Origin of the sequence: Streptomyces sp. NPDC006552 (assembly GCF_040611655.1) — a bacterium.
GTDB lineage: Bacteria > Actinomycetota > Actinomycetes > Streptomycetales > Streptomycetaceae > Streptomyces.
Genome location: NZ_JBEXOS010000003.1, coordinates 127,459 through 153,116 on the forward strand (window position 1 = coordinate 127,459; position 25,658 = coordinate 153,116).

The 25,658-nt window shown below is 72.0% G+C and carries 23 protein-coding genes; 4 read left to right on the forward strand and 19 right to left on the reverse strand.

Annotated features, from left to right (window positions below; all coding sequences use genetic code 11):
- Positions 1–28 precede the first annotated feature (28 nt).
- From ABZY33_RS03075 to ABZY33_RS03150, 16 genes are all read right to left on the reverse strand, one after another.
- Positions 29–1,414 carry an aspartate aminotransferase family protein gene (locus ABZY33_RS03075; RefSeq protein ID WP_356489690.1) on the reverse strand — a complete coding sequence of 462 codons (1,386 nt, stop codon included), beginning with the start codon at positions 1,412–1,414 and terminating at the stop codon, positions 29–31.
- Positions 1,411–3,318: a 1-deoxy-D-xylulose-5-phosphate synthase gene (gene dxs, locus ABZY33_RS03080; protein WP_356489691.1), complete on the reverse strand. Its 1,908-nt coding sequence runs from the start codon at positions 3,316–3,318 to the stop codon at positions 1,411–1,413. The genes ABZY33_RS03075 and dxs overlap by 4 nt, the downstream gene beginning before the upstream one ends.
- 131 nt (positions 3,319–3,449) lie before the next feature.
- Positions 3,450–4,472, reverse strand: a complete 1,023-nt coding sequence (gene hpnH, locus ABZY33_RS03085; protein ID WP_356489692.1) for an adenosyl-hopene transferase HpnH — start codon at positions 4,470–4,472, stop codon at positions 3,450–3,452.
- A 5-nt stretch (positions 4,473–4,477) separates the two neighbouring features.
- A complete protein-coding gene (locus ABZY33_RS03090) occupies positions 4,478–5,137 on the reverse strand; it encodes a 1-hydroxy-2-methyl-2-butenyl 4-diphosphate reductase (protein WP_356489693.1) in 660 nt (219 codons plus the stop codon).
- Positions 5,137–7,146, reverse strand: a complete 2,010-nt coding sequence (gene shc, locus ABZY33_RS03095) for a squalene--hopene cyclase (RefSeq protein ID WP_356489694.1) — start codon at positions 7,144–7,146, stop codon at positions 5,137–5,139. The genes ABZY33_RS03090 and shc overlap by 1 nt, the downstream gene beginning before the upstream one ends.
- A gap of 102 nt (positions 7,147–7,248) precedes the next feature.
- Positions 7,249–8,307: a polyprenyl synthetase family protein gene (locus tag ABZY33_RS03100; protein ID WP_356489782.1), complete on the reverse strand. Its 1,059-nt coding sequence runs from the start codon at positions 8,305–8,307 to the stop codon at positions 7,249–7,251.
- Positions 8,308–8,369: 62 nt separating this feature from the next.
- Complete coding sequence (gene hpnE, locus ABZY33_RS03105) at positions 8,370–9,803, reverse strand: hydroxysqualene dehydroxylase HpnE (protein WP_356489695.1); 1,434 nt, start codon at positions 9,801–9,803, stop codon at positions 8,370–8,372.
- A 175-nt stretch (positions 9,804–9,978) separates the two neighbouring features.
- A complete protein-coding gene (hpnD, locus tag ABZY33_RS03110) occupies positions 9,979–10,929 on the reverse strand; it encodes a presqualene diphosphate synthase HpnD (RefSeq protein WP_356489696.1) in 951 nt (316 codons plus the stop codon).
- Positions 10,926–11,837, reverse strand: coding sequence for a squalene synthase HpnC (gene hpnC, locus ABZY33_RS03115; RefSeq protein ID WP_356489697.1), 912 nt, complete (start codon positions 11,835–11,837; stop codon positions 10,926–10,928). Before hpnC ends, hpnD begins: the two co-directional genes overlap by 4 nt.
- 429 nt (positions 11,838–12,266) lie before the next feature.
- Positions 12,267–13,052 carry an ABC transporter ATP-binding protein gene (locus ABZY33_RS03120; RefSeq protein ID WP_356489698.1) on the reverse strand — a complete coding sequence of 262 codons (786 nt, stop codon included), beginning with the start codon at positions 13,050–13,052 and terminating at the stop codon, positions 12,267–12,269.
- The gene (locus tag ABZY33_RS03125) at positions 13,045–13,974 is read right to left on the reverse strand and encodes an ABC transporter permease (RefSeq protein ID WP_356489699.1); all 930 of its coding nucleotides are present in this window, start codon (positions 13,972–13,974) and stop codon (positions 13,045–13,047) included. Before ABZY33_RS03125 ends, ABZY33_RS03120 begins: the two co-directional genes overlap by 8 nt.
- A gap of 93 nt (positions 13,975–14,067) precedes the next feature.
- Entirely contained in the window at positions 14,068–14,913 is an 846-nt protein-coding gene (locus ABZY33_RS03130; RefSeq protein WP_356489783.1) for a glycosyltransferase, read from the reverse strand.
- A 44-nt stretch (positions 14,914–14,957) separates the two neighbouring features.
- Positions 14,958–15,737: a CDP-alcohol phosphatidyltransferase family protein gene (locus ABZY33_RS03135; RefSeq protein WP_356489700.1), complete on the reverse strand. Its 780-nt coding sequence runs from the start codon at positions 15,735–15,737 to the stop codon at positions 14,958–14,960.
- Positions 15,715–16,782 carry an iron-containing alcohol dehydrogenase family protein gene (locus ABZY33_RS03140; protein ID WP_356489701.1) on the reverse strand — a complete coding sequence of 356 codons (1,068 nt, stop codon included), beginning with the start codon at positions 16,780–16,782 and terminating at the stop codon, positions 15,715–15,717. Before ABZY33_RS03140 ends, ABZY33_RS03135 begins: the two co-directional genes overlap by 23 nt.
- The gene (locus tag ABZY33_RS03145; RefSeq protein WP_356489702.1) at positions 16,770–17,522 is read right to left on the reverse strand and encodes a phosphocholine cytidylyltransferase family protein; all 753 of its coding nucleotides are present in this window, start codon (positions 17,520–17,522) and stop codon (positions 16,770–16,772) included. Before ABZY33_RS03145 ends, ABZY33_RS03140 begins: the two co-directional genes overlap by 13 nt.
- Positions 17,519–19,291 (reverse strand): DUF5941 domain-containing protein, encoded by a 1,773-nt coding sequence (locus ABZY33_RS03150; protein WP_356489784.1) that lies wholly within the window; start codon positions 19,289–19,291, stop codon positions 17,519–17,521. Before ABZY33_RS03150 ends, ABZY33_RS03145 begins: the two co-directional genes overlap by 4 nt.
- Positions 19,292–19,560: 269 nt before the next feature.
- Between ABZY33_RS03150 and galE the strand changes: the two genes are divergently transcribed.
- The 3 genes from galE (at position 19,561) to idi (ending at position 22,448) form a co-directional block, all read left to right on the forward strand.
- Positions 19,561–20,544 carry a UDP-glucose 4-epimerase GalE gene (galE, locus tag ABZY33_RS03155; protein ID WP_356489703.1) on the forward strand — a complete coding sequence of 328 codons (984 nt, stop codon included), beginning with the start codon at positions 19,561–19,563 and terminating at the stop codon, positions 20,542–20,544.
- A 179-nt stretch (positions 20,545–20,723) separates the two neighbouring features.
- Complete coding sequence (locus ABZY33_RS03160) at positions 20,724–21,659, forward strand: cation diffusion facilitator family transporter (RefSeq protein WP_356489704.1); 936 nt, start codon at positions 20,724–20,726, stop codon at positions 21,657–21,659.
- A 195-nt stretch (positions 21,660–21,854) separates the two neighbouring features.
- Positions 21,855–22,448 (forward strand): isopentenyl-diphosphate Delta-isomerase, encoded by a 594-nt coding sequence (gene idi / locus ABZY33_RS03165; protein ID WP_356489705.1) that lies wholly within the window; start codon positions 21,855–21,857, stop codon positions 22,446–22,448.
- Positions 22,449–22,470: 22 nt separating this feature from the next.
- Here idi and ABZY33_RS03170 read toward each other — a convergent pair whose 3' ends face one another.
- On the reverse strand, positions 22,471–23,010 hold the full coding sequence (locus tag ABZY33_RS03170; protein WP_356489706.1) for an ATP-binding protein: 540 nt from the start codon (positions 23,008–23,010) through the stop codon (positions 22,471–22,473).
- Positions 23,011–23,219: 209 nt separating this feature from the next.
- Between ABZY33_RS03170 and ABZY33_RS03175 the strand changes: the two genes are divergently transcribed.
- Positions 23,220–23,990 (forward strand): enoyl-CoA hydratase/isomerase family protein, encoded by a 771-nt coding sequence (locus tag ABZY33_RS03175; RefSeq protein WP_356489707.1) that lies wholly within the window; start codon positions 23,220–23,222, stop codon positions 23,988–23,990.
- On the opposite strand, the gene ABZY33_RS03180 is transcribed toward ABZY33_RS03175, so the two are convergent.
- Both ABZY33_RS03180 and ABZY33_RS03185 read right to left on the reverse strand, forming a co-directional pair.
- Positions 23,977–24,612 (reverse strand): DJ-1/PfpI family protein, encoded by a 636-nt coding sequence (locus tag ABZY33_RS03180; RefSeq protein ID WP_356489708.1) that lies wholly within the window; start codon positions 24,610–24,612, stop codon positions 23,977–23,979. The two genes, ABZY33_RS03175 and ABZY33_RS03180, sit on opposite strands and share 14 nt — an antisense overlap.
- 14 nt (positions 24,613–24,626) lie before the next feature.
- Positions 24,627–25,625 carry a GlxA family transcriptional regulator gene (locus tag ABZY33_RS03185; protein ID WP_356489709.1) on the reverse strand — a complete coding sequence of 333 codons (999 nt, stop codon included), beginning with the start codon at positions 25,623–25,625 and terminating at the stop codon, positions 24,627–24,629.
- Between the last annotated feature and the right edge of the window lie 33 nt (positions 25,626–25,658).

Consider the following 25,658-nt stretch of genomic DNA (forward strand, 5'->3'; position numbering starts at 1 on the left):
CTCAGAGGCAAACCGGGCGGGTGTCCCGTCAGCGGTTCGCCACCGCCTGCTTGATCAGGGTCTTGCCGAAGTCCCACATCAGCCCGCCCCCGCTGTGCGCCTCGTCCATCACGGCCGTGAACGCCTCCACGAACCGCTCCACGTCGGCCTCGTCCACCACCAGCGGCGGAATCAGCTTGATCACCTCCAGGTGGTCGCCGGAGACCTGGGTGAGGATGCGGTGCTTCTGCAGCAGCGGCACGACCACCATCTGTGCGAACAGCCCCTTGCGCGCGGCCTGCAGCATGGTCCAGCGGCTGCGCAGTTTCAGGGACGTGGGGCGGCCGAACTCGATGCCGATCATCAGGCCGCGGCCCCGGACGTCGCTGAGCAGCTCGTAGCGGTCGATGAGCGCGGTGAGGCGCGCCGCGAGCAGCTCTCCCATGACGCGGGCGTGCGCGACGGTCTCCTCGTCCTCCATCACCGTGAGGACCGCGAGTCCCGCCGCCATGGCCTGCGCGTTGGCCCCGAAGCTCGCCGAGTGGACGAGGACGCGATCCATGGACGAGTAGACCTTCTTGAAGATCCAGTCCCTGCCGAGCGTCGCGCCGACCGGCACATAGCCGCCGGAGAGCGCCTTGGCCACGCAGACCAGGTCCGGTTCGACACCGTCCTCGTGCTGGTAGGCGTAGAAGTCGCCGGTGCGGCCGAGGCCGGTCTGTACCTCGTCGGCGATGAGCAGCGCCTTGTGCCGGTGCAGGAGCTCCTGCGCGGCCCGCAGGTAGCCGGGCGGCGCCGCGTGTACGCCCTTGCCCTGGATCGGCTCGACGATCAGCCCGGCGACGTCGCCCTTCTTCAGCTCCCGGGCCAGCGCGTCGAGATCACCGAGCGGTACGGCCGTGTCGGGCAGCAGCGGTGCGAAGCCGTCGCGGAACCCGTCCTCGCCGTTGACCGACAGCGAGCCGGTGGTCAGGCCGTGGAAGGCGTGCGTGCAGTACAGGACGCGGGGCCTGCCGGTGGCGTAGCGGGCGAACTTCAGCGCGGTCTCCACCGCCTCCGTCCCGCTGTTGCCGAAGAAGACCCGGTCCAGGTGCGGGCTGTGGGTCAGCAGCTTCTCGGCGAGCAGCCCGGGCAGGGGCTGGCAGTCGAACCGGGTCAGGTCGGCGAGCGAGGCGTCCAGGACGTCGTGCAGCGCCTTGCGGACGACCGGGTGGTGGCGCCCCAGACCCATGACGCCGAAGCCCGCGAGCATGTCCAGGTAGTCGTTGCCTTCCGCGTCCCAGAAGTGCGCGCCCTCGGCCCGCTCGTACACCCGGTCGAAGCCGATGGTGTGGAGCATCTTGGGCAGCTGGTGGTTGAGGTACTTGGCGTGCAGCTCGTACCGTTCGGCGCCGCGCTCGGCCAGCAGTTTGCCGAGGTCGAACTCCTTGCTCATACGTCGTTCTCCTTGCCGGCCTTCTCGGATGTGCTGGCTTTCAGGTTCAGGCTCGTGCTGATGCGGCCCGCGATCTCCACCGGCGTCAGTCCGATGTCGGCGAGCACCTCGGCCCGTTTCGCGTGGCCCAGGAACTGCTCGGGGATCCCGAACCGGCGTACGGGCACGTCGACCTCGGCCTCGCCGAGGGCGAGCGCGACCGCCGATCCGACGCCCGCGGCCCGGCTGTTGTCCTCGACGACGGCGACGAGGTCGTGCCGGGCCGCCAGCGGCGCGAGGCCGGGGTCGACCGGTTTGACCCAGCGCGGGTCCACCACCGTGCAGGCGATGCCGCGGGCCTCCAGGAGTTCGGCGGCCCGCAGGCAGACGGGTGCCATCACGCCGACGGAGACGAGCAGGACGCGGGCCGCCTCGGAGCGGTGCAGGACGTCGATGCCGCCGATCCGGTCGAGGGCCGGGAGGGGCGCTCCGACGGACTCCTTGGGGAAGCGCAGCAGGGTCGGCGCGTCGTCCACCGCGACCGCCTCCCGCAGCTGGGCCCGCAGCTGGTCGGCGTCGCGCGGCGCGGCGATCCGCAGGCCGGGCACGACCTGGAGGACCGACAGGTCCCACATGCCGTTGTGCGAGGCGCCGTCGACGCCGGTGACGCCGGCCCGGTCCAGGACGAAGGTGACACCGCACTTGTGCAGCGCGACGTCCATCAGGAGCTGGTCGAAGGCGCGGTTGAGGAAGGTCGCGTAGACGGCGACGACCGGGTGGAGTCCGCCGGTCGCGAGGCCCGCGGCGCAGACGGCGGCGTGCTGCTCGGCGATCCCGACGTCCCAGATACGGTCCGGGAACTCCTGCGCGAACTTCGTCAGGCCCACCGGGTGGAGCATGGCCGCGGTGAGGGCGACGACGTCCTCGCGTTCGCGTCCGATGGCCGCCATCTCGTCGCCGAACACCGACGTCCAGGACGGTCCGGCGGCGGGGGTGAGCGGCTCGCACGTCAGCGGGTCCATCACACCCACGGTGTGGAAGCGGTCGGCCTCGTCGGCGAGGGCGGGTTCGTAGCCGCGCCCCTTCTCGGTCAGGCAGTGCACGAGGACCGGCCCGTGGAAGCGCTTGGCCCGGCGCAGCGCGGACTCCACGGCGTCCACGTCGTGTCCGTCGACCGGGCCGACGTACTTCAGGCCGAGGTCCTCGAACATGCCCTGCGGCGCGAACGCGTCCTTGAAACCCTTCTTGGCGCCGTGCAGCGACTCGTAGACCGTCGTTCCGACGACGGGGGTGCGCAGCAGGACGTCCTTGCCCCAGGCGAGCACCTTCTCGTAGCCGTCGGTCGTGCGCAGGGCGGCGAGGTGGTCGGCGAGGCCGCCGATGGTCGGGGCGTAGGAGCGCTCGTTGTCGTTGACGACGATGATCAGCGGCCGGTCCCGGGCGGCCGCGATGTTGTTCAGCGCCTCCCAGGCCATGCCGCCGGTGAGCGCGCCGTCGCCGATGACGGCGACGACGTGGCCGCGCTCGCCCCGTACCTGCCGGGCCTTGGCGAGGCCGTCGGCCCAGCCGAGGGCGGTGGAGGCGTGGCTGTTCTCCACGATGTCGTGCGCGGACTCCTCGCGCGAGGGGTAGCCGGAGAGGCCGCCCTTGCCGCGCAGCTTGGAGAAGTCCTGCCGTCCGGTCAGCAGTTTGTGGACGTAGCTCTGGTGGCCGGTGTCCCAGACCAGCCGGTCGACGGGCGACTCGAAGACCCGGTGGAGCGCGATGGTGAGTTCCACCACGCCCAGGTTGGGTCCGAGGTGTCCGCCGGTCCTGGCGACCGCGTGGATCAGGAACTGCCTGATCTCCCCAGCCAGTTCACCGAGCTCCTCCCCGCTCAGCGCCTTCAGGTCGCGCGGCCCCCGGATGGTTTCCAGCATCGTCACGCTCGAGCCCCCTTCCCGTCCGTACCTCACAGACTCGGCGCGCGGCGCTCGTGCGTCGCCGCGCCGGAGCCCGTCCCACCGGCACCTCGCAATGTGCCGGTGAGACGGGCTCTGCGGAACTCGTGGCAGCGTCAGCCACGGTTCCCGGCGACGGTCTCCGTCATCGCGCGCAGGGACTCCTTGAGGGAGCCCATGGTGGCTAGGACGGCGGTCGGCTCGTAGCCGCAGTGCGCCATGCAGTTGGCGCACCGCGGGTCCTTGCCGCGGCCGTACGCTTCCCAGTCGGTCTTCTCGATGAGCTCCCGGTACGTCGGCACGTAGCCGTCGCTCATCAGGTAGCAGGGCTTCTGCCAGCCGAAGAGCGAGTAGTTCGGGATGGCCCACGCGGTGCAGGGGAAGTCGACCTTGCCCTCGAGGAAGTCGAGGAACAGGGGCGAGTGGTTGAGCCGCCAGCGCCGCCGGTTGCCACCCGCGAAGGCCTTCTTGAACAGTTCGCGGGTCTGCGTGACACCCAGGAAGTGCTCCTGGTCGGGGGCCTTCTCATAGGCGTACGCGGGCGAGATCATCATCTCGTCGACGGCGAGGTCGTCGTTGAGGTAGTTCATCACCTCGATGATGTTCTGCGGGGTGTCGTTGTTGAAGAAGGTCGAGTTCGTGGTGACCCGGAAGCCGCGCTTCTTGGCCTCCTTGATCGCCTCCACCGCCTCGTCGAAGACGCCTTCCTTGGCGACGGACTCGTCGTGGCGCTCGCGCATGCCGTCGATGTGCACGGTGAACGCGAAGAACGGCGAGGGGGTGAACTTCTCCATTTTCTTGCGCAGCAGCATCGCATTGGTGCACAGGAAGACGTATTTCTTCTTGGCCACCAATTGCCGCACGATCTCATCGATCTGAGGGTGCATCAGCGGCTCGCCGCCGGCGATCGAGACCATCGGCGCGCCCGATTCCAGGACGGCGCCCACCGCCTGGGCGACGGGCATGCGCTGCTTGAGCACGCCGGCCGGGTGCTGGATCTTCCCGCAGCCCTCGCACTTCAGGTTGCAGGCGAAGAGCGGCTCCAGTTCGACAATGAGCGGGAACTTCTCCCGCCTGCGGATCTTCTGTTCAGCGAGATACGTCGCAACCTTGATGGACTGACGAAGCGGCATGACCATCTGGCTCACCTCCGAGGGAGCAGCAAAGAACGGTGCCATTCGAAAAAAGCGGGCAGGACGGCACGCAGGACGCGGAAGGCCGATACTCCACCGCGCAACGTGCCGATCCGGACGAGTTCATGTTCTGGAGCGTCGACGACCACTCGGACAGCCGCAACCGGACGTCCGTCGGCCGTGCCGGACGCCGTGGCCGCGCGCAGGGTGGCCGCCGATTCCATGTCGACCGCGATCGCGCCGGTCGCCAGGAGGTCGGCGCGCTCGTGACCACGGATCACGTGGTCGGAGCCGGTCAGCGGGCCGGTGTGCACGGTCCGGCCGGGCACCGCTCTGACCAGCTCTTTCACCAGCAGATCCGTGCCCGCGCAGGGGGTGTGCCCATGCGTGTCCCGGGTCTGGTCGGCCACGACGAGGTCGCCGGGGTGCATCCCGGGCGCGAGCCCGGCACAGAAGCCGGTGGCGACCACGGCGGCGTCGTCGAAAGCGGCGCCCGAGAGGACGCGCGCCATGGCCCGTTCGGCGGCGCGGGGGCCCATGCCCGTGCGCACCACGGTCACCGGGGCGGTGGCCCCGGCACGGCTGCCCGTGCGCAGGGCGAACCGCTCGATGCCCAGCGCGCAGGCGACGAGCAGCGGGGTGGCGTCCCGCGGCGCCCCGCCCCGCGGCATCAGCGTCCCTCGGCCGCGCGGGCGGCCGAGTCGGCGAACGGCTCGCCGTGCACGTACCGGCCGAGCGCCGTCAGCGGGAAGACGTGCCGGTACAGGTGGTAGTTGATCGAGAAGTCCCAGGGGAAGCCGGTCCCGGTGAAGTACGGCTCGTCCCAGGTGCCGTCCTCGGTCTGGGTGCCGGTGAGGAACTCGATCCCCCGCTCGACCGCCTTGGAGTCCCGCTCCCCGGCCGCGAGCAGCGCCATCAGCGCCCAGGCGGTCTGGGAGGCGGTGGAGACGCCGTGGCCCTTCCAGTCCTCGTAGCGGTAGGAGCGCAGGTCCTCGCCCCAGCCGCCGTCCTCGTTCTGGACGGAGGTGAGCCAGGTGACCGCGCGCCGGATCGCCGGGTGGGTGACGGGCAGCCCCGCGGCGGTCAGCGCCGGTACCACCGAGCCGGTGCCGTAGATGTAGTTGACGCCCCAGCGGCCGAACCAGGCGCCGTTCTCCTCCTGTTCGGTGAGGAGCCACTCGATGCCGCGCCGGGTCCGCGGGTCGTTCGACCGGCCCTCGACGGCGAGCATCTCGACGACGTGCCCGGTGACGTCCGCGGAGGGCGGGTCGATGACCTCGCCGAAGTCGCAGAACGGCAGCCGGTTGGGGAACGGGCTGGTGTTGTCGACGTCGAAGGCGGCCCAGGCCCCGTTCTTCGACTGCATCCCGACGCTCCAGCGCACCCCGCGCTCGATGGCCTTCTCCAGCCGCGGGCGGTCCGGATGGTCCACGCGGCGCAGGGCGAGCACCACCTCGGCGGTGTCGTCGATGTCGGGGTAGTTGTCGTTCTCGAACTCGAACGCCCAGCCGCCGGAGTCCAGGCGCGGCCGGCGCACGGACCAGTCGCCGGGCCGGTCGACCTGCTCGTCCATCATCCACGTCGCGGCCTTGATCAGGCTCGGATGGTCGGCGGGCAGGCCGGCGTCGGCGAGCGCGACGGTCGCCAGGCAGGTGTCCCAGACCGGGGACTGGCAGGCCTCGATCATCCGGGCCCCGTCCTCGCGCCACACGGTGAACCGGTCGAGCGAGGCCAGCCCGGCCTTGAGCACCGGGTGGCGCAGGTCGTACCCGAGCAGGTGCAGGGCGATCACGGAGTAGACGGCGGGCGGCTGGATCCCTCCCCAGCAGCCGTCGTTCTCCTGGCGCTGGATGATCCAGCGGGCCGCGGTGTTGATGGCGGAGGCGCGCAACCGCTTGAGGGCGACCTTGCGGTAGCCGTGCATGATTTTGTCGAGCCGCTGGAAGGCTCCGTCCCAACTTCCCACCGGGGCGAGCGGCTTGGCCGGGTTGGGGTCGCGCGCGTCGGTGTGCAGCTCGTCCAGCGAGAACGGCGCGGGCCGCACCGGGCGCTTCGCGGACACGATGGTGAGCGGCACGATGGTCTGCCGCGCCCAGCAGCCGAAGTCGTAGATGTTGAGCGGCATCCACTTGGGGAAGTAGATGAGTTCCGGCGGGAGTTCGGGGAGGTCGTCCCACTTCCACCAGCCGAACAGGGCCAGCCAGATCCGGGTGAAGACGCGGCTGGCGGCGATGCCGCCGCGCTCGCGGACCCACGCGGAGGCCCGGGCCATGTGCGGGTCGTCGGGAGCGTCCCCGGCGAGGCGCAGGGCGACGTAGGCCTCGATGGTGGCGGAGAGGTCGCCGGGGCCGCCGTAGAAGGTGGCCCAGGTGCCGTCCGCGCGCTGCTCCCCGCGGATGAACAGGGCGGCGGCATCGGTGGTGGCCCGGTCCCGGATGCCCAGGAACTGACGGAGCAGCAGGTCCTCGGCGTCCATCGTCACGTTCGTGTCGAGATCGCCCTTCCACCAGCCCTGGGCGTCCTGCCGGGCGAGCAGGAAGTCCGTGGCGCGCTGTATGGCTCGGCCGGCGGCGCTGGGTGTCCCGGCCGCCTCGGGGGTCGTTTCGGTCAGGGGGGCAGTGGTGGCCGAGGTCGCCTCGGGAGTCACGGCTCCGGTGCTTCCGTCGGTCGTCGCTGTCATGGCTATCCCTTCGTGCAGTGGTTCTTCTCTGCTGGGTAACCGTCGGCCGATGCCCTGGCGGGACACCGGCCGGCGACGCGCGTCATATACGGCCGATAGTGATCATCTCTTTCGTACGACGACAAAGTCGGCGAGCGCCGCGAACTGGGCGCGCACCGGGTCCGGCATCTGGACGGAGTCCAGGGCTTCGAGGGCGACGGCGTGCTGGCGCCGGGCCTCCTCGCTGGTCCACTCGCGCCCGCCGGCCTCCTCGATGAGCGCGGCGCGGGCGGCGAACTCCGCCTCGGAGAACGTGTCGAAGTCACTGTTCTTCGCGTCCGCGGCGAGCAGTTCGCCGAGCCGCTCGGAGGCCGGGCCGCCCGCGGCGAGCGCGGCGACGACCGGCAGCGACTTCTTGCGCTGGCGCAGGTCGCTCCAGGTCTGCTTGCCGGTGGCCTCGGGGTCGCCCCAGATGCCCAGCAGGTCGTCGACGGCCTGGAAGGCGAGGCCGAGGTGGTAGCCGTACGTCTCCAGGGCGTCGGCGGTGGCGTCGTCGGCGCCGCCGAGGACCGCGCCGACGGAGGAGGCGACGGCCAGCAGGGCGCCCGTCTTGTTGCCCTCCATCTCCAGGCACTCCTCGACACTGACGCGCTCGCGGTGCTCGTAGGAGATGTCCTGCGCCTGACCGTCGATCAGGGCGCGGCTGGCGGTGGTCAGGCGGCGGGTGGCGCGGCCCGCGTCGACCGAGGCGATCTCCAGGAGCACCTCGTTGGCGAGGGCGAACAGGGCGTCGCCGACCAGGATGGCCTGCGCGGGCCCGTGCACCTTCCACACGGTGTCGCGGTGGCGGCGCTGCTCGTCGCCGTCCATCAGGTCGTCGTGGAGCAGCGAGAAGTTGTGGACGAGCTCGACCGCGACGGCGCCGGGCACCCCGACCTCGGGGGCGGCGCCCGCGGCCTGCGCGGAGAGCACGGCGAGGGCCGGGCGTACGGCCTTGCCGCCGTCGCCGTCGGCGGGGTTGCCCTGCGCGTCGATCCAGCCGAAGTGGTAGGCGGCGACGGTGTCCATGGGGGACGCGAGACGGCCCACCGCTTTTTTGAGCACGGGCGTGGCCAGGGTTCGGCCGCGCTCCAGAAGCGCGGTCACGTCCACCGCGTCGGCGGCCGTTCCGGCCGAGGGCACAGGTGGCACAGTCTCTCCTAGTTTGACCGATGTCGGCGTTGCTGCCGGGGTGCGTGCGCTGCTCACGTCGCCTCCCGGAAAAGGTGGCCGCGCGGGCGGCCGAGTGCGGCCAGCGCCGCGTCCGCGGCGCTGGTGCCGCTGCGCACCGCGCCCTCCATGGTCGCGGGCCATCCGGTGGCGGTCCACGCACCGGCCAGGTAGAGGCCGGGGGCGTTGGTGCGGGCCGGGGGCCGCAGGGCGCCGACGCCGGGGGTGGGGGCGAAGGTCGCCGTCCGCTCGCGGGTGACGAAGAAGTCGTGCACCTTGGCGCCGCGCGCGGCGGGCAGCAGCCGCTCCAGTTCGGGCAGGTAGCGCTCGCGCAGGGCGGCGACGGGCTCGTCGATGTCGTCCTGCGCGGCCGACTGCGACACCGCCAGGTACTGGCCCTCGGTCAGCCCGGAGGCGTCCGTGCGGTCGAAGACCCACTGGACCGGGGAGCCGAGCGCGGCGAAGAAGGGACGCTTGAGGACCTTGCGGCCATAGACGACGTGCAGGTTCAGGATCGGCGCGGTGCCGATGGCGAGCAGTCGGCCGGGGTCGTCGAGCGCGCCGTCGGGCAGCAGGTCGTGCGCCTCGCGCTGCGGTACGGCGAGCACCACGGTGTCCGGGTTGAGGATCTGGCCCGGACCGTCCGGTCCTGCGGGAACTTCGACGGCCCAACGTCCGTTCTCCATACGGGAGATGGAGGTGACGCGGGTACGCAGTCCGGTGCGCACGCCGGCGGAGTCGAGCGCTTTGCGGGCGAGGGTGTCGTGGAGTTCGCCGAGGGGCACGCGGGCCCAGCCGATGTCGGCGGCCCCGGGGTCGGAGAGGAGTCCGGTCTTGAACACCATGGCAGCGAGGGCCAGCGAGGAGTGCCCCGCGACCGCGTTCAGGGTCGCGACGCCCACCAGGTCCCAGAGCGCCTCGACGGCCCGCCGCGACTGGCCGTGCTCCGCGAGCCAGGAGCCGAAGTCGCGTTCGTCGAGGGCCGGGTCGTCGAGGTCGAGCCCCTTGAGGGCGAGCGCGGCGCGTCCGACGCTCGCGCGTTCGGCGAGCGAGAGATGCGGGTAGGTGGCCAGGCTCCTGGCCAGGTGGAGCGGGACGGGCAGCGCGTCGCGCCGCAGCCGGCCCAGCCGGTTGCGCTCCGCGTCGAGGACGGGCACGTCGAGACGTTCCTGCACGGGTGCGAGCGAGGCGGCGTCGATGCGGTCGAGGAACCACCGGTAGGCGGCGCAGCAGCGCAGGTACACGTGCTGGCCGTTGTCGACGGTGAGGTCGCCGCGCTTGAAGGAGAAGGCGAGTCCGCCCAGGCGGGGCCGGCCCTCTAGGAGGGTCACGTCCAGGCCGCCGTCGGCGAGCGCGAGGGCCGCGGTCACCCCGGCGAGGCCGCCGCCGACGACCACGGCGGTGGGGCTCGGCGGGGACGTGCCGGGGTCCGCGTCGTGCGCTTGCGGTGCCGTGTTGCCGGTGCTCATGCGTCCTCTCCCTCGGTGCTGCCCAGGGGGCGTACGGCCGGCGTGCGGCGGGGAGCCGCGGAGGCCGCGGGTGGGGCGGACGCGCGACAGGCCGTTGCCTCCAGGGACGCCGCGCCACCCTGGAGGGTTGCGCGCCCCTTCGCGGCGGAGCCGACGCGGAGCACCGGACGGCTCATCAGGCGCGCCTCCTGAGCGCGGCCCGGGAGACGGTACGCGCGTCGAGGCCGGACAGGCCGCGCACGGCGACGTACGCCTTCTCGTGGCCGGGCAGCGAGACGCGGCCGCGGAGCACGGCCTGCGGTTCGCGCTCGATACGGTCGAGCAGCCGCCGGTAGATTCCGGCCATCGCGGCGACGCAGGCGCCGGAGCGGCGGTCGAGCAGCGGAAGCAGCCGGTAGCCCTCGGCGAAGAGGGCGCGGGCGCGCCGCACTTCGTAGTGGACGAGCCCCTCGAAGTCGGAGCCGGCCGGCATCACCGGGCTCTTGAACCCGTCCGCGCAGCCGAACTTGGCGAGGTCCTCGGCGGGCAGGTAGGTGCGCCCGTCGGCGGCGTCCTCGCGGACGTCGCGCAGGATGTTGGTCAGTTGGAGCGCGAGCCCGAGCGTGTCGGCATACTCCGGCGCGCGGTCGGCGCCGCGCGCCCCCGGTTCGGTCCCGAACACGCCCAGCGAGACCCGCCCGATGGCACCGGCGACGCACCGGCAGTACACCGCCAGGTCGTCCCAGGTCTCGTAGGTCTGGCCGCGCAGGTCCATCAGGACCCCGTCGATCAGCTCGTCGAGCCCGCCGAGCGGGATCGGGAACCGGCCGGCGGCGTGCGCGAGCGCGACGGCCACCGGATCGGTGTCGTCCTCGTCGACCTCGCCCGCGCGGACCCGGCCGAGCAGCGCCCGGGTCTCTTCGAGCCGCTGCGCCTTCACCTCCGGTGCCAGCGTGCCGTCGCCGATGTCGTCCACGCGGCGCGAGAACGCGTACACCGCCGACATGGCGCGCCGCTTCGCGGTCGGCAGCAGTCGGATGCCGTAGGCGAAGTTGCGGGCCTGTTGGCCGGTGACGGTCTCGCAGTAGCTGTATGCGGCGAGCACCGGTGCCGGCGTCTGCTGGTCGAACTCCACGGTTCTGCTCACCCCTCTCCTCGCAGAGTCGCTCCCACCTCGCGCAGCAGTTGGAGCTTGGTGGGCCTGGGCGGTCCAGGAAGGACGTCGTACGAAGCGGCGGTGATCGCGTGCACCGCCGCCTTCCCCCCGGCCACGAACCCGGCCAGCAACAGCTTCAGCCTGCCGTGGACGCTACCCACGAGGGAGGTGCCTTCATTCAGGAGCCGGAGGGCGCGTTCCGCTTCGAACGCGACCAGAGCGCGCACCGACGCGCCCGCGGTCGGTGCGGCGAGATCCGACTCCTGGACGTGGAACTGTTTCATGTCTTCGGCCGGCAGGTAGACGCGGTCCCGGCCGAGATCCTCGGCGACGTCCTGCAGATGCTCGACGATCTGCAGCCCCGTGCAGACCGCGTCCGAGCGGCGGATGCGCTCGGGGGTCGCGGTGCCGGTGAGGGCGAGGACGAGGCGGCCGACCGGGTTGGCGGACAGCTCACAGTAGGCGAGCAGGTCGTCGTAGGTCTCGTAGCGGGTGACGAGCTGGTCCTGGCGGTTGGCCTCGATCAGGCCGAGGAACGGCTCGGGGGTGAGCGAGCGGCGCCGGACGGTGGGCTGCAGGGCGCACAGCAGCGGGTGGCGGGGGGTCGCGTCGAAGACCCGGCGCAGGTCCGCCTCGAAGGCGTCGAGCATCGCCAGGCGGTCGTCGGCCCGTTCGGGTGAGACGCCGAGGAGGCGGGCGTCGGCGCCACCGGGGGCGAGGTCCCCGTCGCCGATGTCGTCGACCAGACGGGCGAAGCCGTAGACGGCCATCAGGTCGTCGCGCCAGGCGCGCGGCAGGAAGAAGGGGGCGACCGGGAAGTTCTCGTCGGCGGCCTTGTCGAGGGTGGCGGTCGCCGGGCTCTGCGGGGAGTCCGGGCGCTCACGGGACGCCGCGGTCACCGGGCGCTGTCCGCGTCCCGGACGACGGCGAAAGCCTCGTGGACCTGGAGAGTTTCCGTAGCCATTGCCGTCACGTCTCCCGTTCTACACTGCGGACCCAATACATCCTATTTCGGACACGCCGCCCGGTCGTCCGCACGACCGGCCCTCCCCCATCAGGCCGGGACATCGCGCAGTATCGCCCCACTTGCCGCGAATAAGCACCGGTACAGCTTACGTTGTACAACGATGGCCGCCGCGGCGGGGTGTTCGGCACATCACAACAACACACCGATCGATGCCAAGATTCCTTACGCACAAGGAAGTTGACCCACCCTTGACCGTGATCGCCAGGGATCCGGCCCCATAGGTGGCCGATACAGTCATATCGGAGGCCCCACCGGTGGAGTCCGGTGGGGCCTCATATGACGCGGCCGGGACGGTGGAGGGTCACCTGCCCGTGAACTTCTCGTACTCCTTCAGCACCTCGGCCGTCGGACCGTCCATCCGCAGCTCGCCGCGCTCCAGCCACAGCACGCGGTCGCAGGTGTCCCGGATCGACTTGTTGTTGTGACTCACCAGGAAGACCGTGCCGGCCTCCTTGCGCAGCTCGCGGATGCGGGCCTCCGAGCGCTTCTGGAAGGAGCGGTCGCCGGTCGCCAGGGCCTCGTCGATCATCAGCACGTCGTGGTCCTTGGCGGCCGCGATGGAGAACCGCAGGCGCGCCGCCATGCCGGACGAGTACGTGCGCATCGGCAGGGTGATGAAGTCGCCCTTCTCGTTGATGCCCGAGAAGTCGACGATGTCCTGGTAGCGCTCCTTGATCTCCTCACGGGACATGCCCATGGCGAGACCGCCCAGGATGACGTTGCGCTCGCCCGTCAGGTCGTTCATCAGCGCCGCGTTCACGCCGAGCAGCGAGGGCTGGCCGTCGGTGTAGACCTTGCCCTTCTCCGCGGGCAGCAGTCCGGCGATGGCGCGCAGCAGCGTCGACTTGCCGGAGCCGTTCGAGCCGATGAGCCCGATCGCCTCGCCGCGGTAGGAGGTGAAGGAGACGCCGCGCACGGCGTGCACCTTGCGGACCCCGCGCTCCTCACCGCGCTTGAGTATGCGGCTCAGGGCGGAGGTGGCGCTGCCCTTGCCGGTCTTGGCGCCGTTGACGCGGTACACGATGTGCAACTCGTCGGCGATGACCGTCGGGATGCGCGCGTCGGTCTTCTTGTCGAGATCAGCCACGGCCGTACCGCTCCTCGGACTTCCAGAAGTAGATGAAGCCACCGATGGCCACGAGAACGGCCCAGCCGAGGGCGACCGCCCAGACGTGCGGCGGCAGCCACCCGCGGGGATAGCCGTCGATCAGCGCGAAGCGCATCAGGTCCATGTAGATGGCGGCGGGGTTCCACTGCAGGACGTCCGCGATCCACTGCGGCTTGTCCTTGAGCATGATCGGGATGGCGAACATGACGCCGGACGCGTACATCCACGTACGCATCACGAACGGCATGAGCTGGGCGAGGTCGGGGGTCTTGGCACCGGCCCGCGCCATGATCAGGGCCAGTCCCACGTTGAAGAGGAACTGCAGCACCAGGGCCGGGACGATCAACAGCCAGCGCATGCCGGGGAAGCTGCCGAAGGCGCACGCCACGATGAACAGCACGATCATCGAGAACAGCAGCTGCTGGAGCTGCTGGAGCGCGAAGGAGACGGGCAGCGAGGCGCGCGGGAAGTGCAGGGCCCGCACGAGGCCGAGGTTGCCGGAGATCGCCCGCACACCGGCCATGACCGAGCTCTGCGTGAAGGTGAAGACGAAGACCCCGGTCACCAGGAAGGGGACGTAGACCTCCCGCTCCATGCCCCGGTTGGCGCCGAGGATCAGGCCGAAGATCAGGTAGTAGACGAGCGCGTTCAGCAGCGGTGTCGCCACCTGCCAGACCTGGCCGAGCTTGGCCTGGCTGTACTGGGCGGTCAGCTTCGCCTGGGAGAAGGCGATGATGAAGTGCCGCCGGCTCCACAGCTGCCGTACGTACTCGAACAGGCCGGGGCGGGCACCGCTGACGGACAGGCCGTACTTGGCGGCGAGCTCGGCCGGGGCGAGTCCGTCGTCGGGCGACGGCGCCGCGCTCACCGCGACCGGCCCGTCATGCGTTGTCTCACTCACAAGAGGAACTTTCGTCTTCAAAAGTGCAGCCTGATCGGCAGAGGCGAGGGCCTGGGGCCGGGGTTCGGCCGCATGCTCTCAGACCCGAGCTTGTCAGATGACGGGAGGTCGGCCCAGTCGGGTCAGGCGCCACACCGTACGCCACTTCATCGGGCGCCTGGGCCCGCAGCCGGTCGTCCAGCCCTCCTTGAAGCCGCCGAGCCAGGCCCGCAGGGCCGGCCCCGAGGGGCGGCGGGCCAGTGTGAGCAGCAGCCACACCCCCAGGTAGAGGGGGACGAGGGGCGCGGGCAGGTTGCGGCGGGCGAGCCAGACGCGGTTGCGGGCGACCATGCGGTGGTAGACCGCGTGCCGGGAGGGGGCGGTGGTCGGGTGGTTCAGGACCATGTCGGCGCGGTAGTCGATCATCCAGCCCGCGTCCAGGGCCCGCCAGGCGAGGTCGGTCTCCTCGTGGGCGTAGAAGAACGACTCGGGCAGCGGGCCGACCTCGGCGATGACGCGGGTGCGCACCGCGTTGGCGCCGCCCAGGAACGTCGTCACGCGCGAGGAGCGCATCGGGTCGGCGGCGCGCAGTCGCGGCACGTGGCGGCGCTGCGTCTCGCCGGTCTCCGGGTCCGCGATGCGGAAGCTGATGATGCCGAGCTTCGGGTCGGCGGCGAAGGCCTCGCGGCACAGCTCGGCCGTGTCGGTCAGCGGCAGCAGCCCGTCGTCGTCGAGGAAGAGCAGGATGTCCACGTCGGAGCCCGAGGGCCCGAAGGCCTCGATACCGACGTTGCGCCCGCCGGGGATGCCGAGGTTCTCGGGCAGCTCCACGGTCCGCACGCCGTCGGGGACGTCCGGGACGGGCGAGCCGTTGCCCACCACGACCACCTCGACCGGGTCGCCGTCCTGCTTGGCGACCGAGTCGAGGAGGGCGCGCAGCTCGGCCGGGCGATTGCCCATGGTGATGATCACCGCGCCGACCCTGGCGGACCGGGTGGAGGTGCTCACTTCAGCCTGCTCGACGCGAGGATGGACACGAGGTGGAGCAGGGTCTGCAGCAGCGCGATGCCCGCGAGCACGGCCACGCCGAGGCGCGTGAAGAACAGGTCGCCGCGGATCTGGTCGACGATCGCGAGGACCAGGATGAGCAGGGTCGCCTCGATGCCGAGGATGAGGCGGTGGAACTTCAGCGCGGACGCCGCCCTGCGGGCCAGCGCCATGCCGGACGCCTTGATCTCGGAGGCGGACTCCTTGACCTGCTCGCGGCCGCTCTGCGCGCGGGCGACAGCGACCAGGTCCGTCTCGGCCTTGATCAGGATGGCGCCGAGCGCGGCGAGCGTGCCGAGGAAGGCCCACAGCCAGTCGATACGGCCGGTGCCGAACAGGTCGGCGGCGCGCAGGCCGAAACCGACCAGGACGGCGGCGTCGGTGAGGTACGCGCCGACGCGGTCCATCCAGACGCCGGTGAGCGAGTACTGCTTGCGCCAGCGGGCGATCTCACCGTCGACACAGTCGAGCAGCAGGTACAGCTGGACCGCGACGACGCCGACGACGGCGCCCCAGATGCCCGGCACGAGCAGGGCGGGCGCGGCCAGGACGCCGCAGACGGTCATCAGGTAGGTCAGCTGGTTGGGCGTGACCTTGGTGTTCACCAGGTGGCGGTCGACACGCAGCGAGATCTCGCGCATGTAGAGCCGCCCGCCCCAGTGTTCGCCGCTGCGTCGGTCCTTCACCCCCGCGGGGTGAACGACCGGGCGGAGCTCAGCTACCGATGGCTTGTGCATAGTCGGCGTAGGCGTCCCTGATCTGGTCGGAGGTGAGGGCGAGGTGTTCGAGGATCGTGTAGCGGCCCGGCCGGGTCTGCGGAGCGAACTCCACGACCTTGACGAACTCCTCCACGGTGAAGCCGATCTCGTCGGGCAGCACCGGCAGGCCGTGGCGGCGCAGCACCGAGACCATGTAGGCGGACTCCTCGCGGGCACCGCGCAGGTGCATCGCGAAGGCAGCACCCAGGCCGCACTGCTCGCCGTGGCTGGCGGCGCGCTTGGGGTAGAGGAGGTCGAAGGCGTGGTTGATCTCGTGGCAGGCGCCGGAGGCGGGCCGCGAGTCGCCGGAGACCGACATGGCGATGCCGGTGAGGACCAGCCCCTCGGCGAGGACCTGGAGGAAGGCGTCGTCGCCGACCCCGCCGGGGTGGCGCAGCACCGCCTCGCCGGCCTGGCGGGCCATGGCGGCGGCCAGCCCGTCGATGTCCTCGCCGCGCTCGCGGGCGGCCAGCTCCCAGTCCGCGATGGCGGAGATGTTGGAGACGGCGTCGCCGATACCGGAGCGCACGAAGCGGACCGGTGCCTCGCGGATGATGTCGAGGTCGATGACGACCGCTATGGGGTTCGGCACGCCGTAGGAGCCGCGGCCCGCGTCGTTGTCGAGGGTCGCGACGGGCGAGCAGAGGCCGTCGTGCGACAGGTTCGTCGCGACGGCGACCAGCGGCAGGCCCACCCGCGCCGCGGCGAACTTGCCGCAGTCGATGATCTTGCCGCCGCCGAGCCCGACGATCGCGTCGTAGCGGCCGGCCTTCTTGACGTCGTCGGCGAGCTGGATCGCGTCGTCGAGGGTGCCGCCGCCGACCTCGAACCAGTCGGCGCGGGGCAGCGAGGGCTCCAGGCGGGCCCGCAGCGCCGCGCCCGACCCGCCGCTGATGGCGATGGCGAGACGGCCCGTGGACGACGAGATCCTCTGGTCGGCGAGGACCCCGGCCAGGTCGTTGAGCGCCCCCGGCCGGATGTCGACGACGACCGGCGAGGGGATGAGCCTCGTCAGTACTGGCACGCGATCTCCCGGGCCTTGGCGAGGTCCTCGTGGTTGTCGATCTCGACCCACTTCACGTCGCCGATCGGGGCGACGTCGACCTTGAAGCCGCGGTTGACGAGCTCCTGGTAGCCGTCCTCGTAGTACAGCTGCGGGTCGCGCTCGTACGTGGCCTTGAGAGCGTCGGCCAGCTCGTCGGCGGCCTCGCCCTCGATGAGGGTGAGACCGATGTACTCGCCGGTGGCCTCGGCCGGGTCCATCAGCTTCGTGATCTTCTGGACACCGCGCTCGGGGTCGACGACGACCTTCATCTCCTCCTCGCCGAGGTCCTTCACCGTGTCCAGGGCGAGAATGATCTTCTTGCCGTCGCCGCGGGCGGCGAGCAGCGTCTTCTCGACGGAGACCGGGTGCACGGTGTCGCCGTTGGCGAGGATCACCGAGTGCTTGATGGCGTCACGGCCGCACCACAGCGAGTAGGCGTTGTTCCACTTCTCGGCGATGTCGTTCTCGATCAGCGTCAGCTTCAGGCCGTACTTCGCCTCCAGGGCGGCCTTCCGCTCGTGCACGACCTCCTTGCGGTAGCCGACGATGATGCCGACCTCCGTGAGGCCGATCTCGGCGAAGTTCTTGAGCGTGAGGTCGAGGACGGAGAGCTCGTTCTCGGTTCCCTCGCCCGCGACGGGCACGAGCGCCTTGGGGAGCGTCTCGGTGTAGGGGCGAAGCCGGCTGCCGGCGCCGGCGGCCAGGACGAGGCCGATCATGCGGGTTCTCCTTCATCGTGTACGGCGGGTGCTCCGCGTCGAGCGGACGCGACCCAGAAGCGGATGCTCTCGGCGAGCACCACGAGTGCCACGAGCACGGCGAGCACCGTGAGCGCGAGCGGGAAATCAGTCGGTGCGAGCAGCGCGGCCGCCAGTGTGACCAGCAGCGTTCTGCCGTCGTGCCCGCCGATGGCCTGGACGAGCCATCGCGGGGGCGCGCCGGTGCCACCGCGGATGCGGTACACCGTGTCGTAGTGATGGTAGGCGACGGCCGCCACCAGCCCGAAAGCCGCGGGCAACGCCCCGTTCACGTCCGCCTCGGCGGCGAGCAGCAGCACCGTGCCGTACTCGGCGGCCCGGAAGACCGGCGGGACCAGCCAGTCCAGGGGGCCGGTGAGCGGTCCGGAGACGGCGAGCGAGGCGAGCAGCACGTAGACGCAGGCCGAGGCGAAGACGCTCCAGGACCCGTAGCCGGTGACCGCCGCGTCGATCACGAGCTGGGCGGCGGCGAGGAGGGCGAGCAGCGGGGCGGCGTACCCGCCGCCGCGCAGCTTGCGGATGGTGCCGCCGGAGAGCCAGCCGGTGTCGGCGAGGTCGGCGAGCGCCTGGGCGGCGCGCGGGGTGCGCTGTGCCTTGCGGGTCAGCGAGCGCAGGACGCGGCCCGCGGTGGTGTAGCAGGCGGCGAGGGCGCAGCCGACAAGCAGGACGTAGAAGGTGATGCGGGGGGTGGTCACCGCGGTGAGGACGGCGATCAGCGCCCAGCGTTCGCCGATCGGCAGGACGATCATCCGGCGCACCCAGACCGTCCAGCCGACGCTGTCGAGCCTGTCGGAGAGCGCGGCGGTGGGGCTGGTGTTGGCGCTCGCGTCGTGATTCGCCTCGTTGAAGGAGAAGTCGACGACGTGCCGGCAGGTCTGGAGGACCATCGCGCCGAGGGCCAGGGCCCATACGTCGTCGCCGGTCGCGTTGGCCGCGCCGAGCGCGAGGCCCGCGTAGTACGCGTACTCCTTGGCGCGGTCGAAGGTGGCGTCGAGCCAGGCGCCGAGCGTCGAGTACTGCAGGGAGTAGCGGGCGAGCTGCCCGTCGGTGCAGTCCAGGACGAAGGAGAAGAGCAGCAGCAACCCCGCGGCGACGAAGCCGGGCCGGGTCCCGGTCGCCGCGCAGCCGGCCGCGACCAGGGCGGTGAGCAGCGACGCGGTGGTGACCTGGTTCGGGGTCAGGCCGCGCCGCGCGCACCAGCGGGCGAGGTAGCGGGAGTAGGGGCTGATGCAGTACGTGGTGAAGAAGCCGTCCCGCGCCTTGACCGCGGTGCGCAGCCGGATCGCCTCGTCGTCGACGGCGGCGACGGCCTGGCGGGTCTCGTTGCGGGCCTGCGGGTCGGCGGGGACCGCGGCGACGAGGTCGCCGAGCTCGGGGCGGTGCACGTCGGTGCCGGCCGCCTCCAGGCTCGCGGCCACGGCGTCGGGGTCGGCGCCGCTCACCTCGACCGCCCGGTGCAGGGCCGGGCGGCCCGCGGGCTGCGCGGTGACGGCGCCGGGGATGGCGGCCGCGGGGAAGCGGGGGTCGGTGAGGCCGAGGCGCAGGGCGTGGACGTGGCCCACGAAGCCCGCGTCGACGACCGCGACCCGCTGGTCGCCGGGGACGGCCGCGAGCGCCGCTTCGGCGCCCGCCGCGTCCGGGGCGAGTCGCACGTCGAAGCCGAGGGTCCGCAGATCGCCCTCCAGGGGCGACCCGGGAACCGGCTGACCGGTGACGATGGCGGTCGACAGACGAACTCACTCCTTGGGTGCCGACGCGAGCGCGCCGGGCTCATGCACGGTGGAGGCGCCCGGCAGAACGGTCCCCGCGAGGGGTGGCCGGGCGGCATGTCGGCAGAGGCTATCGGATGGTGCACAGCGGCCGTTCACCGCCCGTTCACGGCCCGATGGGCCGCTGTCCCACGCGGTCCGCGTGGTCCAGGCAGCCCGTGCATCATTGACGATCAAGGCCCCGGCCCACAAACCCGCGGCCACGGTTGTCCCGCTTAGGGTGGTGCGTCATGACATGGCTGATCACCGGCGGAGCCGGATACATCGGGGCACACGTGGCGCGGGCGATGGCCGGCGCCGGGGAGCGCGTGGTCGTCCTCGACAATGTGACGTCCGGGGTGCCCGACCGGCTGCCCGCGCAGGTTCCGCTCGTACGGGGTTCGGCCCTCGACGCCGACCTGGTGCGCCGGGTCTGCGCCGAGCACGAGGTGACCGGCGTCGTGCACCTCGCCGCGCACAAGCAGGTCGGCGAATCCGTCGAGCGGCCCGAGCCGTACTACCGGGACAACGTGGGCGGCCTCGCGACGCTCCTGGAGACGGTCGCCGCGGCGGGCGTGCGCCGCTTCGTCTTCTCCTCGTCCGCCGCGGTGTACGGGAACCCCGACACCGACCTCATCACCGAGTCGACCCCGTGCGCCCCCGTGAACCCGTACGGCGAGACGAAGCTGGCGGGCGAGTGGCTGGTGCGGGCCGCCGGGCATGCGCACGGCATGGCGACGGTGTGCCTGCGCTACTTCAACGTGGCGGGCGCCACCGAGCCGCGCCTCGCCGACATCGGCGTCTTCAACGTGGTCCCGATGGTCTTCGACCGGCTCACCCGCGGCGAGGCCCCGCGCATCTTCGGTGACGACTACCCGACGCCGGACGGCACGTGCGTGCGCGACTACATCCACGTCGCCGACCTCGCCGAGGCGCATCTGGCGGCGGCCCGCCGGCTGGCGCGGCCGGACGCGCGCGGGGACCTGACCCTCAACATCGGCACCGGCCGGGGCGTCTCGGTGCGGGAGCTGGTCGACGTGATCGCGGACGTCACCGGCAACCCCACGCCCGCGCGGGTCGAGCCGCGCCGCCCGGGCGACGCGCCGCGCGCGGTCGCCTCCTCGGTACGCGCCGAGAAGGAGCTCGGGTGGACGGCGACGCGCGGAGTGCGCGAGATGGTCGAGTCGGCCTGGGCCGGCTGGTGCCTGCGCCATCCCGAGGCCGCCGCCGGGTGAGCGTGCCACCGCCCTGACCTGCGCGCATGCGAAAACTCGGCGGACCGGGCGTTTTCGCAGGTCAGGGCAGATGACAACGGTGTTCACTGCCGTGTTTGCGGATACCCCTCCCCCGTAGTTCACTGTGATCGCCGCCCCGCACGGCTGCGGGCGGCGAACCGGAACGGAGGGCGGTTTCCATGGGGGCCGGACACGACCACGGGCACAGCCACGGGCCGACGACCGGCACCGCCGCGGCCGCCCACCGGGGCCGTCTGCGCATCGCGCTCTCGATCACCCTGGCGGTGATGGTGGTGGAGATCGTCGGCGGCCTCCTGGCCGACTCGCTCGCCCTGATCGCCGACGCCGCGCACATGGCCACGGACGCGCTGGGCCTGGCCATGGCCCTGCTCGCGATCCACTTCGCCAACCGCCCCGCCAGCGACCAGCGCACGTTCGGCTACGCGCGCGCCGAGATCCTGGCCGCGCTCGCCAACTGCCTGCTGCTGCTCGGCGTCGGCGGCTACGTCCTGTACGAGGCGGTCCAGCGCTTCATGGAGCCGGTGCACACGGCGGGCCGTCTGACCATCGTCTACGGTCTCATCGGCCTGGTGGCGAACATGATCTCGCTCTCCCTGCTCGCCAAGGGCCAGCAGGAGAGCCTGAACGTGCGCGGCGCCTTCCTTGAGGTGGCGGCGGACGCCCTCGGGTCCCTCGCGGTGCTGATCTCCGCCGTCGTCATCCTGACCACGGGCTGGCAGGCCGCGGACCCGATCGCCTCGCTGGTCATCGGCGTCATGATCGTCCCGCGCACGGTGAAGCTGCTCCGCGAGACGCTGAACGTGCTGCTGGAGTCGGCCCCGAAGGGCGTCGACATGGCGCAGGTGCGCTCGCACATCCTGGCGCTGCCGGGGGTCGAGGACGTCCACGACCTGCACGCCTGGACGATCACCTCGGGGATGCCGGTGCTCTCCGCGCACGTGGTCGTCAGCCAGGACGTGCTGACCACGATCGGCAACGAGAAGCTCCTGCACGAGCTGCAGGGCTGCCTCGGCGACCACTTCGACGTGGAGCACTGCACCTTCCAGCTGGAGCCGACCGGCCATGCGGAGCACGAGGCGAAGCTCTGCCACTGACTGGCTGCTGACCGCCGAGACCGGCGGCCCGGCCTGCAGCACCGGTGTCACACCGCGCTCGCACGGTGCAAGCCCCTGCCCAGTGCGCGCGGAGCCGGTGACGCGGCCGGACGGGACATGCGGGACGTGGCCGCGTCGGGGACTGCCCGTTCCGTACGGCAGACTGGGGGCCGAGGACCGAAGCGAAGGATGGGTATGCCGACCACACCTGCCACCGCGGCGCACAGCTCGTCGAACGGCACCGGAGAAGCGATCTTGCTGGAACTCGTCGACGAGGACGGCAGGACGATCGGCACCGCGGAGAAGCTCTCCGCCCACCAGCCCCCCGGCCGCCTGCACAGAGCGTTCTCGGTGTTCCTCTTCGACGAACAGGGGCGGCTGCTGCTCCAGCAGCGGGCGCTCGGCAAGTACCACTCCCCCGGCGTGTGGTCGAACACCTGCTGCGGTCACCCGTACCCCGGCGAGGCCCCGTTCGCGGCGGCCGCCCGGCGCACCTTCGAGGAGCTGGGTGTCTCGCCGTCGCTGATGGCGGAGGCCGGCACCGTGCGCTACAACCACCCGGACCCCGAATCGGGTCTGGTGGAGCAGGAGTTCAATCACCTTTTCGTGGGAATGGTGCAGGCGCCGCTGGCCCCCGACCCGGAGGAGGTCGGGGCGACCGCCTTCGTGACCGCCGCGGAGCTGCTCGAGCGGCACGGCCGGGATCCGTTCTCGGCGTGGTTCATGACCGTGCTCGACGCGGCGCGGCCGGCCGTGCGGGAGCTGACGGGCCCGGCCGCGGGCTGGTAGCCAACTCGCGGGCGACGGGGACTCACCGAAAGCCGCTGAGGGGCAGGGCGGCCCAGATCACCTTGCCCCCGCTCGCCGTGTGCTCGACGTCGCAGGCGCCGCCCGCCTCCGCGGTGATCTCCCGGACGAGCAGCAGCCCGCGGCCGCCGGTCTGACCGCTGGTGGCTTCGAGCGCGGTCGGCCGGTAGGGGTGGTCGTCCTCGACGGAGACCCGGACCCACTCCGCCCCGACGGCGACCTCCACGGCCAGCATCGGAGAGAGCAGGGCGGCGTGCTTCACCGCGTTCGTGACGAGCTCGGAGACGATCACGAGCAGGCCGTGGACCAGGTCCTCGTCGACGGGCACCTGTTGCCGCACGAGCAGCTCGCGCACCGCCCGGCGGGCCTGGGGCACGGAGGCGTCGACCGCCTGCGCCGTGAACCGCCAGACGCCCTCGTACGGCAGCGGCCCCGGCGCCGCGCACCCGGGAGGCGCTCCATGGTCGCCCTCAGGAAGTGCGCGGGCCCCCGGCCCGTCGTCACCCATCGCCCGGTCGCCGCCCCTGCGCTCGATTGTCACCACCCTCCGAGTGTTGGCACCCCGAAGGTCCGGACCGGACTACTGACCAGAAGTCAGCGGGAATCGGCGGAATCTGCCCACGGGTGTCCGATCACGTCGAATGTGTGACTGACCTTGTCGCGACCGTTCCGCTTTCCTGCTCTCTTCGGCGTTCCGTCCGGGGCCGCGGGCACCTGTTCGCCCGGGCGGGCCCGGCGGATACCATCCGGCGCATGGCTTCCTCGTCCGCGCCGCAGCTCACGTACACCGTCACCGACGGGGTCGCCACCCTGGTCATCGACCATCCGGCCAAGCGCAACGCCATGACCGATCCGATGTGGGCCGCGCTGCCACCGCTGCTGAAGGCGCTCGGCGACGACCCGGACGTGCGGGTGCTGGTGCTCACCGGCGCCGGGGACACGTTCTGCGCCGGGGCGGACATCTCCACGCTCGCCGCGGGCGCGGGCGCCGCGCAACAGCTGGCCGCCGCGGCGGAGGAGGCGCTCGCCGCCTTCCCGAAGCCGACCCTCGCGGTGGTGCGGGGCTACTGCGTGGGCGGCGGCTGTCAGCTGGCGGCGGCGTGCGATCTGCGGTTCGCCGCCGAGGACGCCCTCTTCGGGGTGACTCCGGCGAAGCTCGGCATCGTCTACCCGGCCTCCTCGACCCGCCGTCTCGCGGCGCTGACCGGTCCCGCGACCGCCAAGTACCTGCTTTTCTCCGGCGAGTTGATCGCGACCGAGCGGGCGCTGCGCACCGGGCTGCTGGACGAGGTGTGGCCCGGCGCGGAACTGGACGAGCGTGTCGCGGAGTTCACCCGCATCCTGGCCGGCCGCTCCCAGCTGACGCAGGCGGCGGCGAAGGAGTTCGCGGCCGGCCGCACCGACCGGGACGCGTACTGGAGGGAGCAGGCGCGCGGCAGCGGCGACACCGCGGAGGGGGTCGCCGCCTTCCTGGAGCGCAGGGCGCCGCGTTTCGGCTGGTCCGTACCGGCTACGTCAGGCTGAACCGGCTCCCGGAGCGCAGCTCCTCGACGAGCCGGGCGGGCGCCTTGTGCGGCGAGCCGGCGTCGTAGGGCGGCTGCGGGTCGTACTCGGTCAGGAGTTGCACGGCCTGTGCGTGCTCGTCGCCCGCGATCCTGCCGAGCAGCGTCAGGCCCATGTCGATGCCGGCCGAGACGCCGGCCGCGGTGACGTACTTGTCCGCGATGACGACGCGTTCCTCCACCGGCTGCGCCCCGAACTCCTTCAGGAGGTCCAGCGCGAGCCAGTGCGAGGTGGCGCGCCGCCCCCGCAGCAGGCCCGCGGCGGCGAGCAGGAGGGAGCCCGTGCACACCGAGGTGGTCCAGGTGCTGGCCGCGTCGGCCGTGCGCAGCCAGGTGAGCAGGGTCTCGTTCGCCATCTGGGCGCTCTGTCCCGGGCCGCCGGGGACGACCACGATGTCCGGGCGGGTCACCTCCTCCAGGGTCCGGTCCGCGGTGAGCGCGAGGGCGCCCGTGTCGCTGCGGACCGGGCCCCTGTGTTCGGCGACGAAGACGAGGTCGGCGCCGGGGAGGCGGCCGAGGGTCTCGTAGGGGCCCACGGCGTCGAGCGCGGTGAAGCGGTCGAACAGGACGACGGCGATCTGCACGGTGTTTCCTCTCGTCAGGACGCGGCGGCCCGGCGGGCCGGTCGGCGCGGGGAGGCGGGCGTGTGGAACCGGCGGCGGTACTCGGCCGGTGACGTGCCCAGGATCTTCAGGAAGGCGCGGCGCATCGCCTCCGGTGTGCCGTAGCCGCCGGCGCGGGAGATCTCCTCGACGCCGTCGCAGGTGTCCTCCAGGAGGCGCCGGGCGTGCTCGACGCGGACGCGTTCCACGTACCTGCCGGGGGTCAGGCCGGTCTCGGCCTGGAAGGCGCGGGCGAAGTGGCGCGGCGACAGGCGGGCGCGGGCCGCCAGCGACTCCACGCTCAGGTCGGCCTCGGGGTGCTCGGTGATCCACTGCTGGACCTCGCGCAGCGGTTCCCTGCGAGCCGTCTGCGCGGCGAGCTGGGCGCTGAACTGGGCCTGGTTCCCGGGTCGCCGCAGGAAGACGACCAGGTGGCGGGCGACCGTCAGCGCCGTGTCGCGGCCGTGGTCCTCCTCGACGAGCGCGAGGGCGAGGTCGATGCCGGCGCTCACTCCGGCGGACGTGGCCACGTTCCCGTCGCGGACGAAGATGGGGTCCGGGTCGACCTCGACCCGGGGGTGGTCGCGGGCGAGCAGCGCGCAGTACGCCCAGTGCGTGGTGGCCCGGCGGCCGTCCAGCAGGCCGGCCCGCGCGAGGAGGAGCGCGCCGGTGCAGACCGAGACGATCCGCTCGGCGGCCGGCGCGTGTGCCCGCAGCCAGTCGGTGAGCCGCGGATCGGGCCTGCGGGTGCCCTCGCCGCCGGGGACCAGCACCGTGTGCGGGGCGGGGGCGCCGGCGAGGGCGTGGTCCGGGACCAGGGTCAGACCGCTGGACGTCCGCACGGCGGCGCCGTCGAGGGAGGCGGTGCGCACGCGGTAGCCGGGGTCGGCGGGGCCCACGGCGAGCGTGGCGCCGGTGAAGACCTCGACGGGGCCGGTGACGTCCAGGCTCTGGACGCCGTCGTAGAGGAGGACGAGCACGGTGCGGGGCGGCATGGACCTCATTCTTCGCGGGCCACGCACAGGGCC

What these genes read in the sequence shown, in the direction of transcription:
- hpnE (WP_356489695.1), bottom strand. Translation starts at nt 9,803, where the DNA reads ATGAGCACCGGCAACACGGCACCGCAAGCGCACGACGCGGACCCCGGC.
- galE (WP_356489703.1), top strand. Translation starts at nt 19,561, where the DNA reads ATGACATGGCTGATCACCGGCGGAGCCGGATACATCGGGGCACACGTG.
- ABZY33_RS03075 (WP_356489690.1), bottom strand. Translation starts at nt 1,414, where the DNA reads ATGAGCAAGGAGTTCGACCTCGGCAAACTGCTGGCCGAGCGCGGCGCC.
- hpnH (WP_356489692.1), bottom strand. Translation starts at nt 4,472, where the DNA reads ATGGTCATGCCGCTTCGTCAGTCCATCAAGGTTGCGACGTATCTCGCT.
- ABZY33_RS03135 (WP_356489700.1), bottom strand. Translation starts at nt 15,737, where the DNA reads ATGCACAAGCCATCGGTAGCTGAGCTCCGCCCGGTCGTTCACCCCGCG.
- shc (WP_356489694.1), bottom strand. Translation starts at nt 7,146, where the DNA reads ATGACAGCGACGACCGACGGAAGCACCGGAGCCGTGACTCCCGAGGCG.
- ABZY33_RS03145 (WP_356489702.1), bottom strand. Translation starts at nt 17,522, where the DNA reads ATGATCGGCCTCGTCCTGGCCGCCGGCGCCGGCAGCCGGCTTCGCCCC.
- ABZY33_RS03185 (WP_356489709.1), bottom strand. Translation starts at nt 25,625, where the DNA reads ATGCCGCCCCGCACCGTGCTCGTCCTCCTCTACGACGGCGTCCAGAGC.
- idi (WP_356489705.1), top strand. Translation starts at nt 21,855, where the DNA reads ATGCCGACCACACCTGCCACCGCGGCGCACAGCTCGTCGAACGGCACC.
- ABZY33_RS03160 (WP_356489704.1), top strand. Translation starts at nt 20,724, where the DNA reads ATGGGGGCCGGACACGACCACGGGCACAGCCACGGGCCGACGACCGGC.
- ABZY33_RS03130 (WP_356489783.1), bottom strand. Translation starts at nt 14,913, where the DNA reads ATGGGCAATCGCCCGGCCGAGCTGCGCGCCCTCCTCGACTCGGTCGCC.
- ABZY33_RS03090 (WP_356489693.1), bottom strand. Translation starts at nt 5,137, where the DNA reads ATGCCGCGGGGCGGGGCGCCGCGGGACGCCACCCCGCTGCTCGTCGCC.
- ABZY33_RS03175 (WP_356489707.1), top strand. Translation starts at nt 23,220, where the DNA reads ATGGCTTCCTCGTCCGCGCCGCAGCTCACGTACACCGTCACCGACGGG.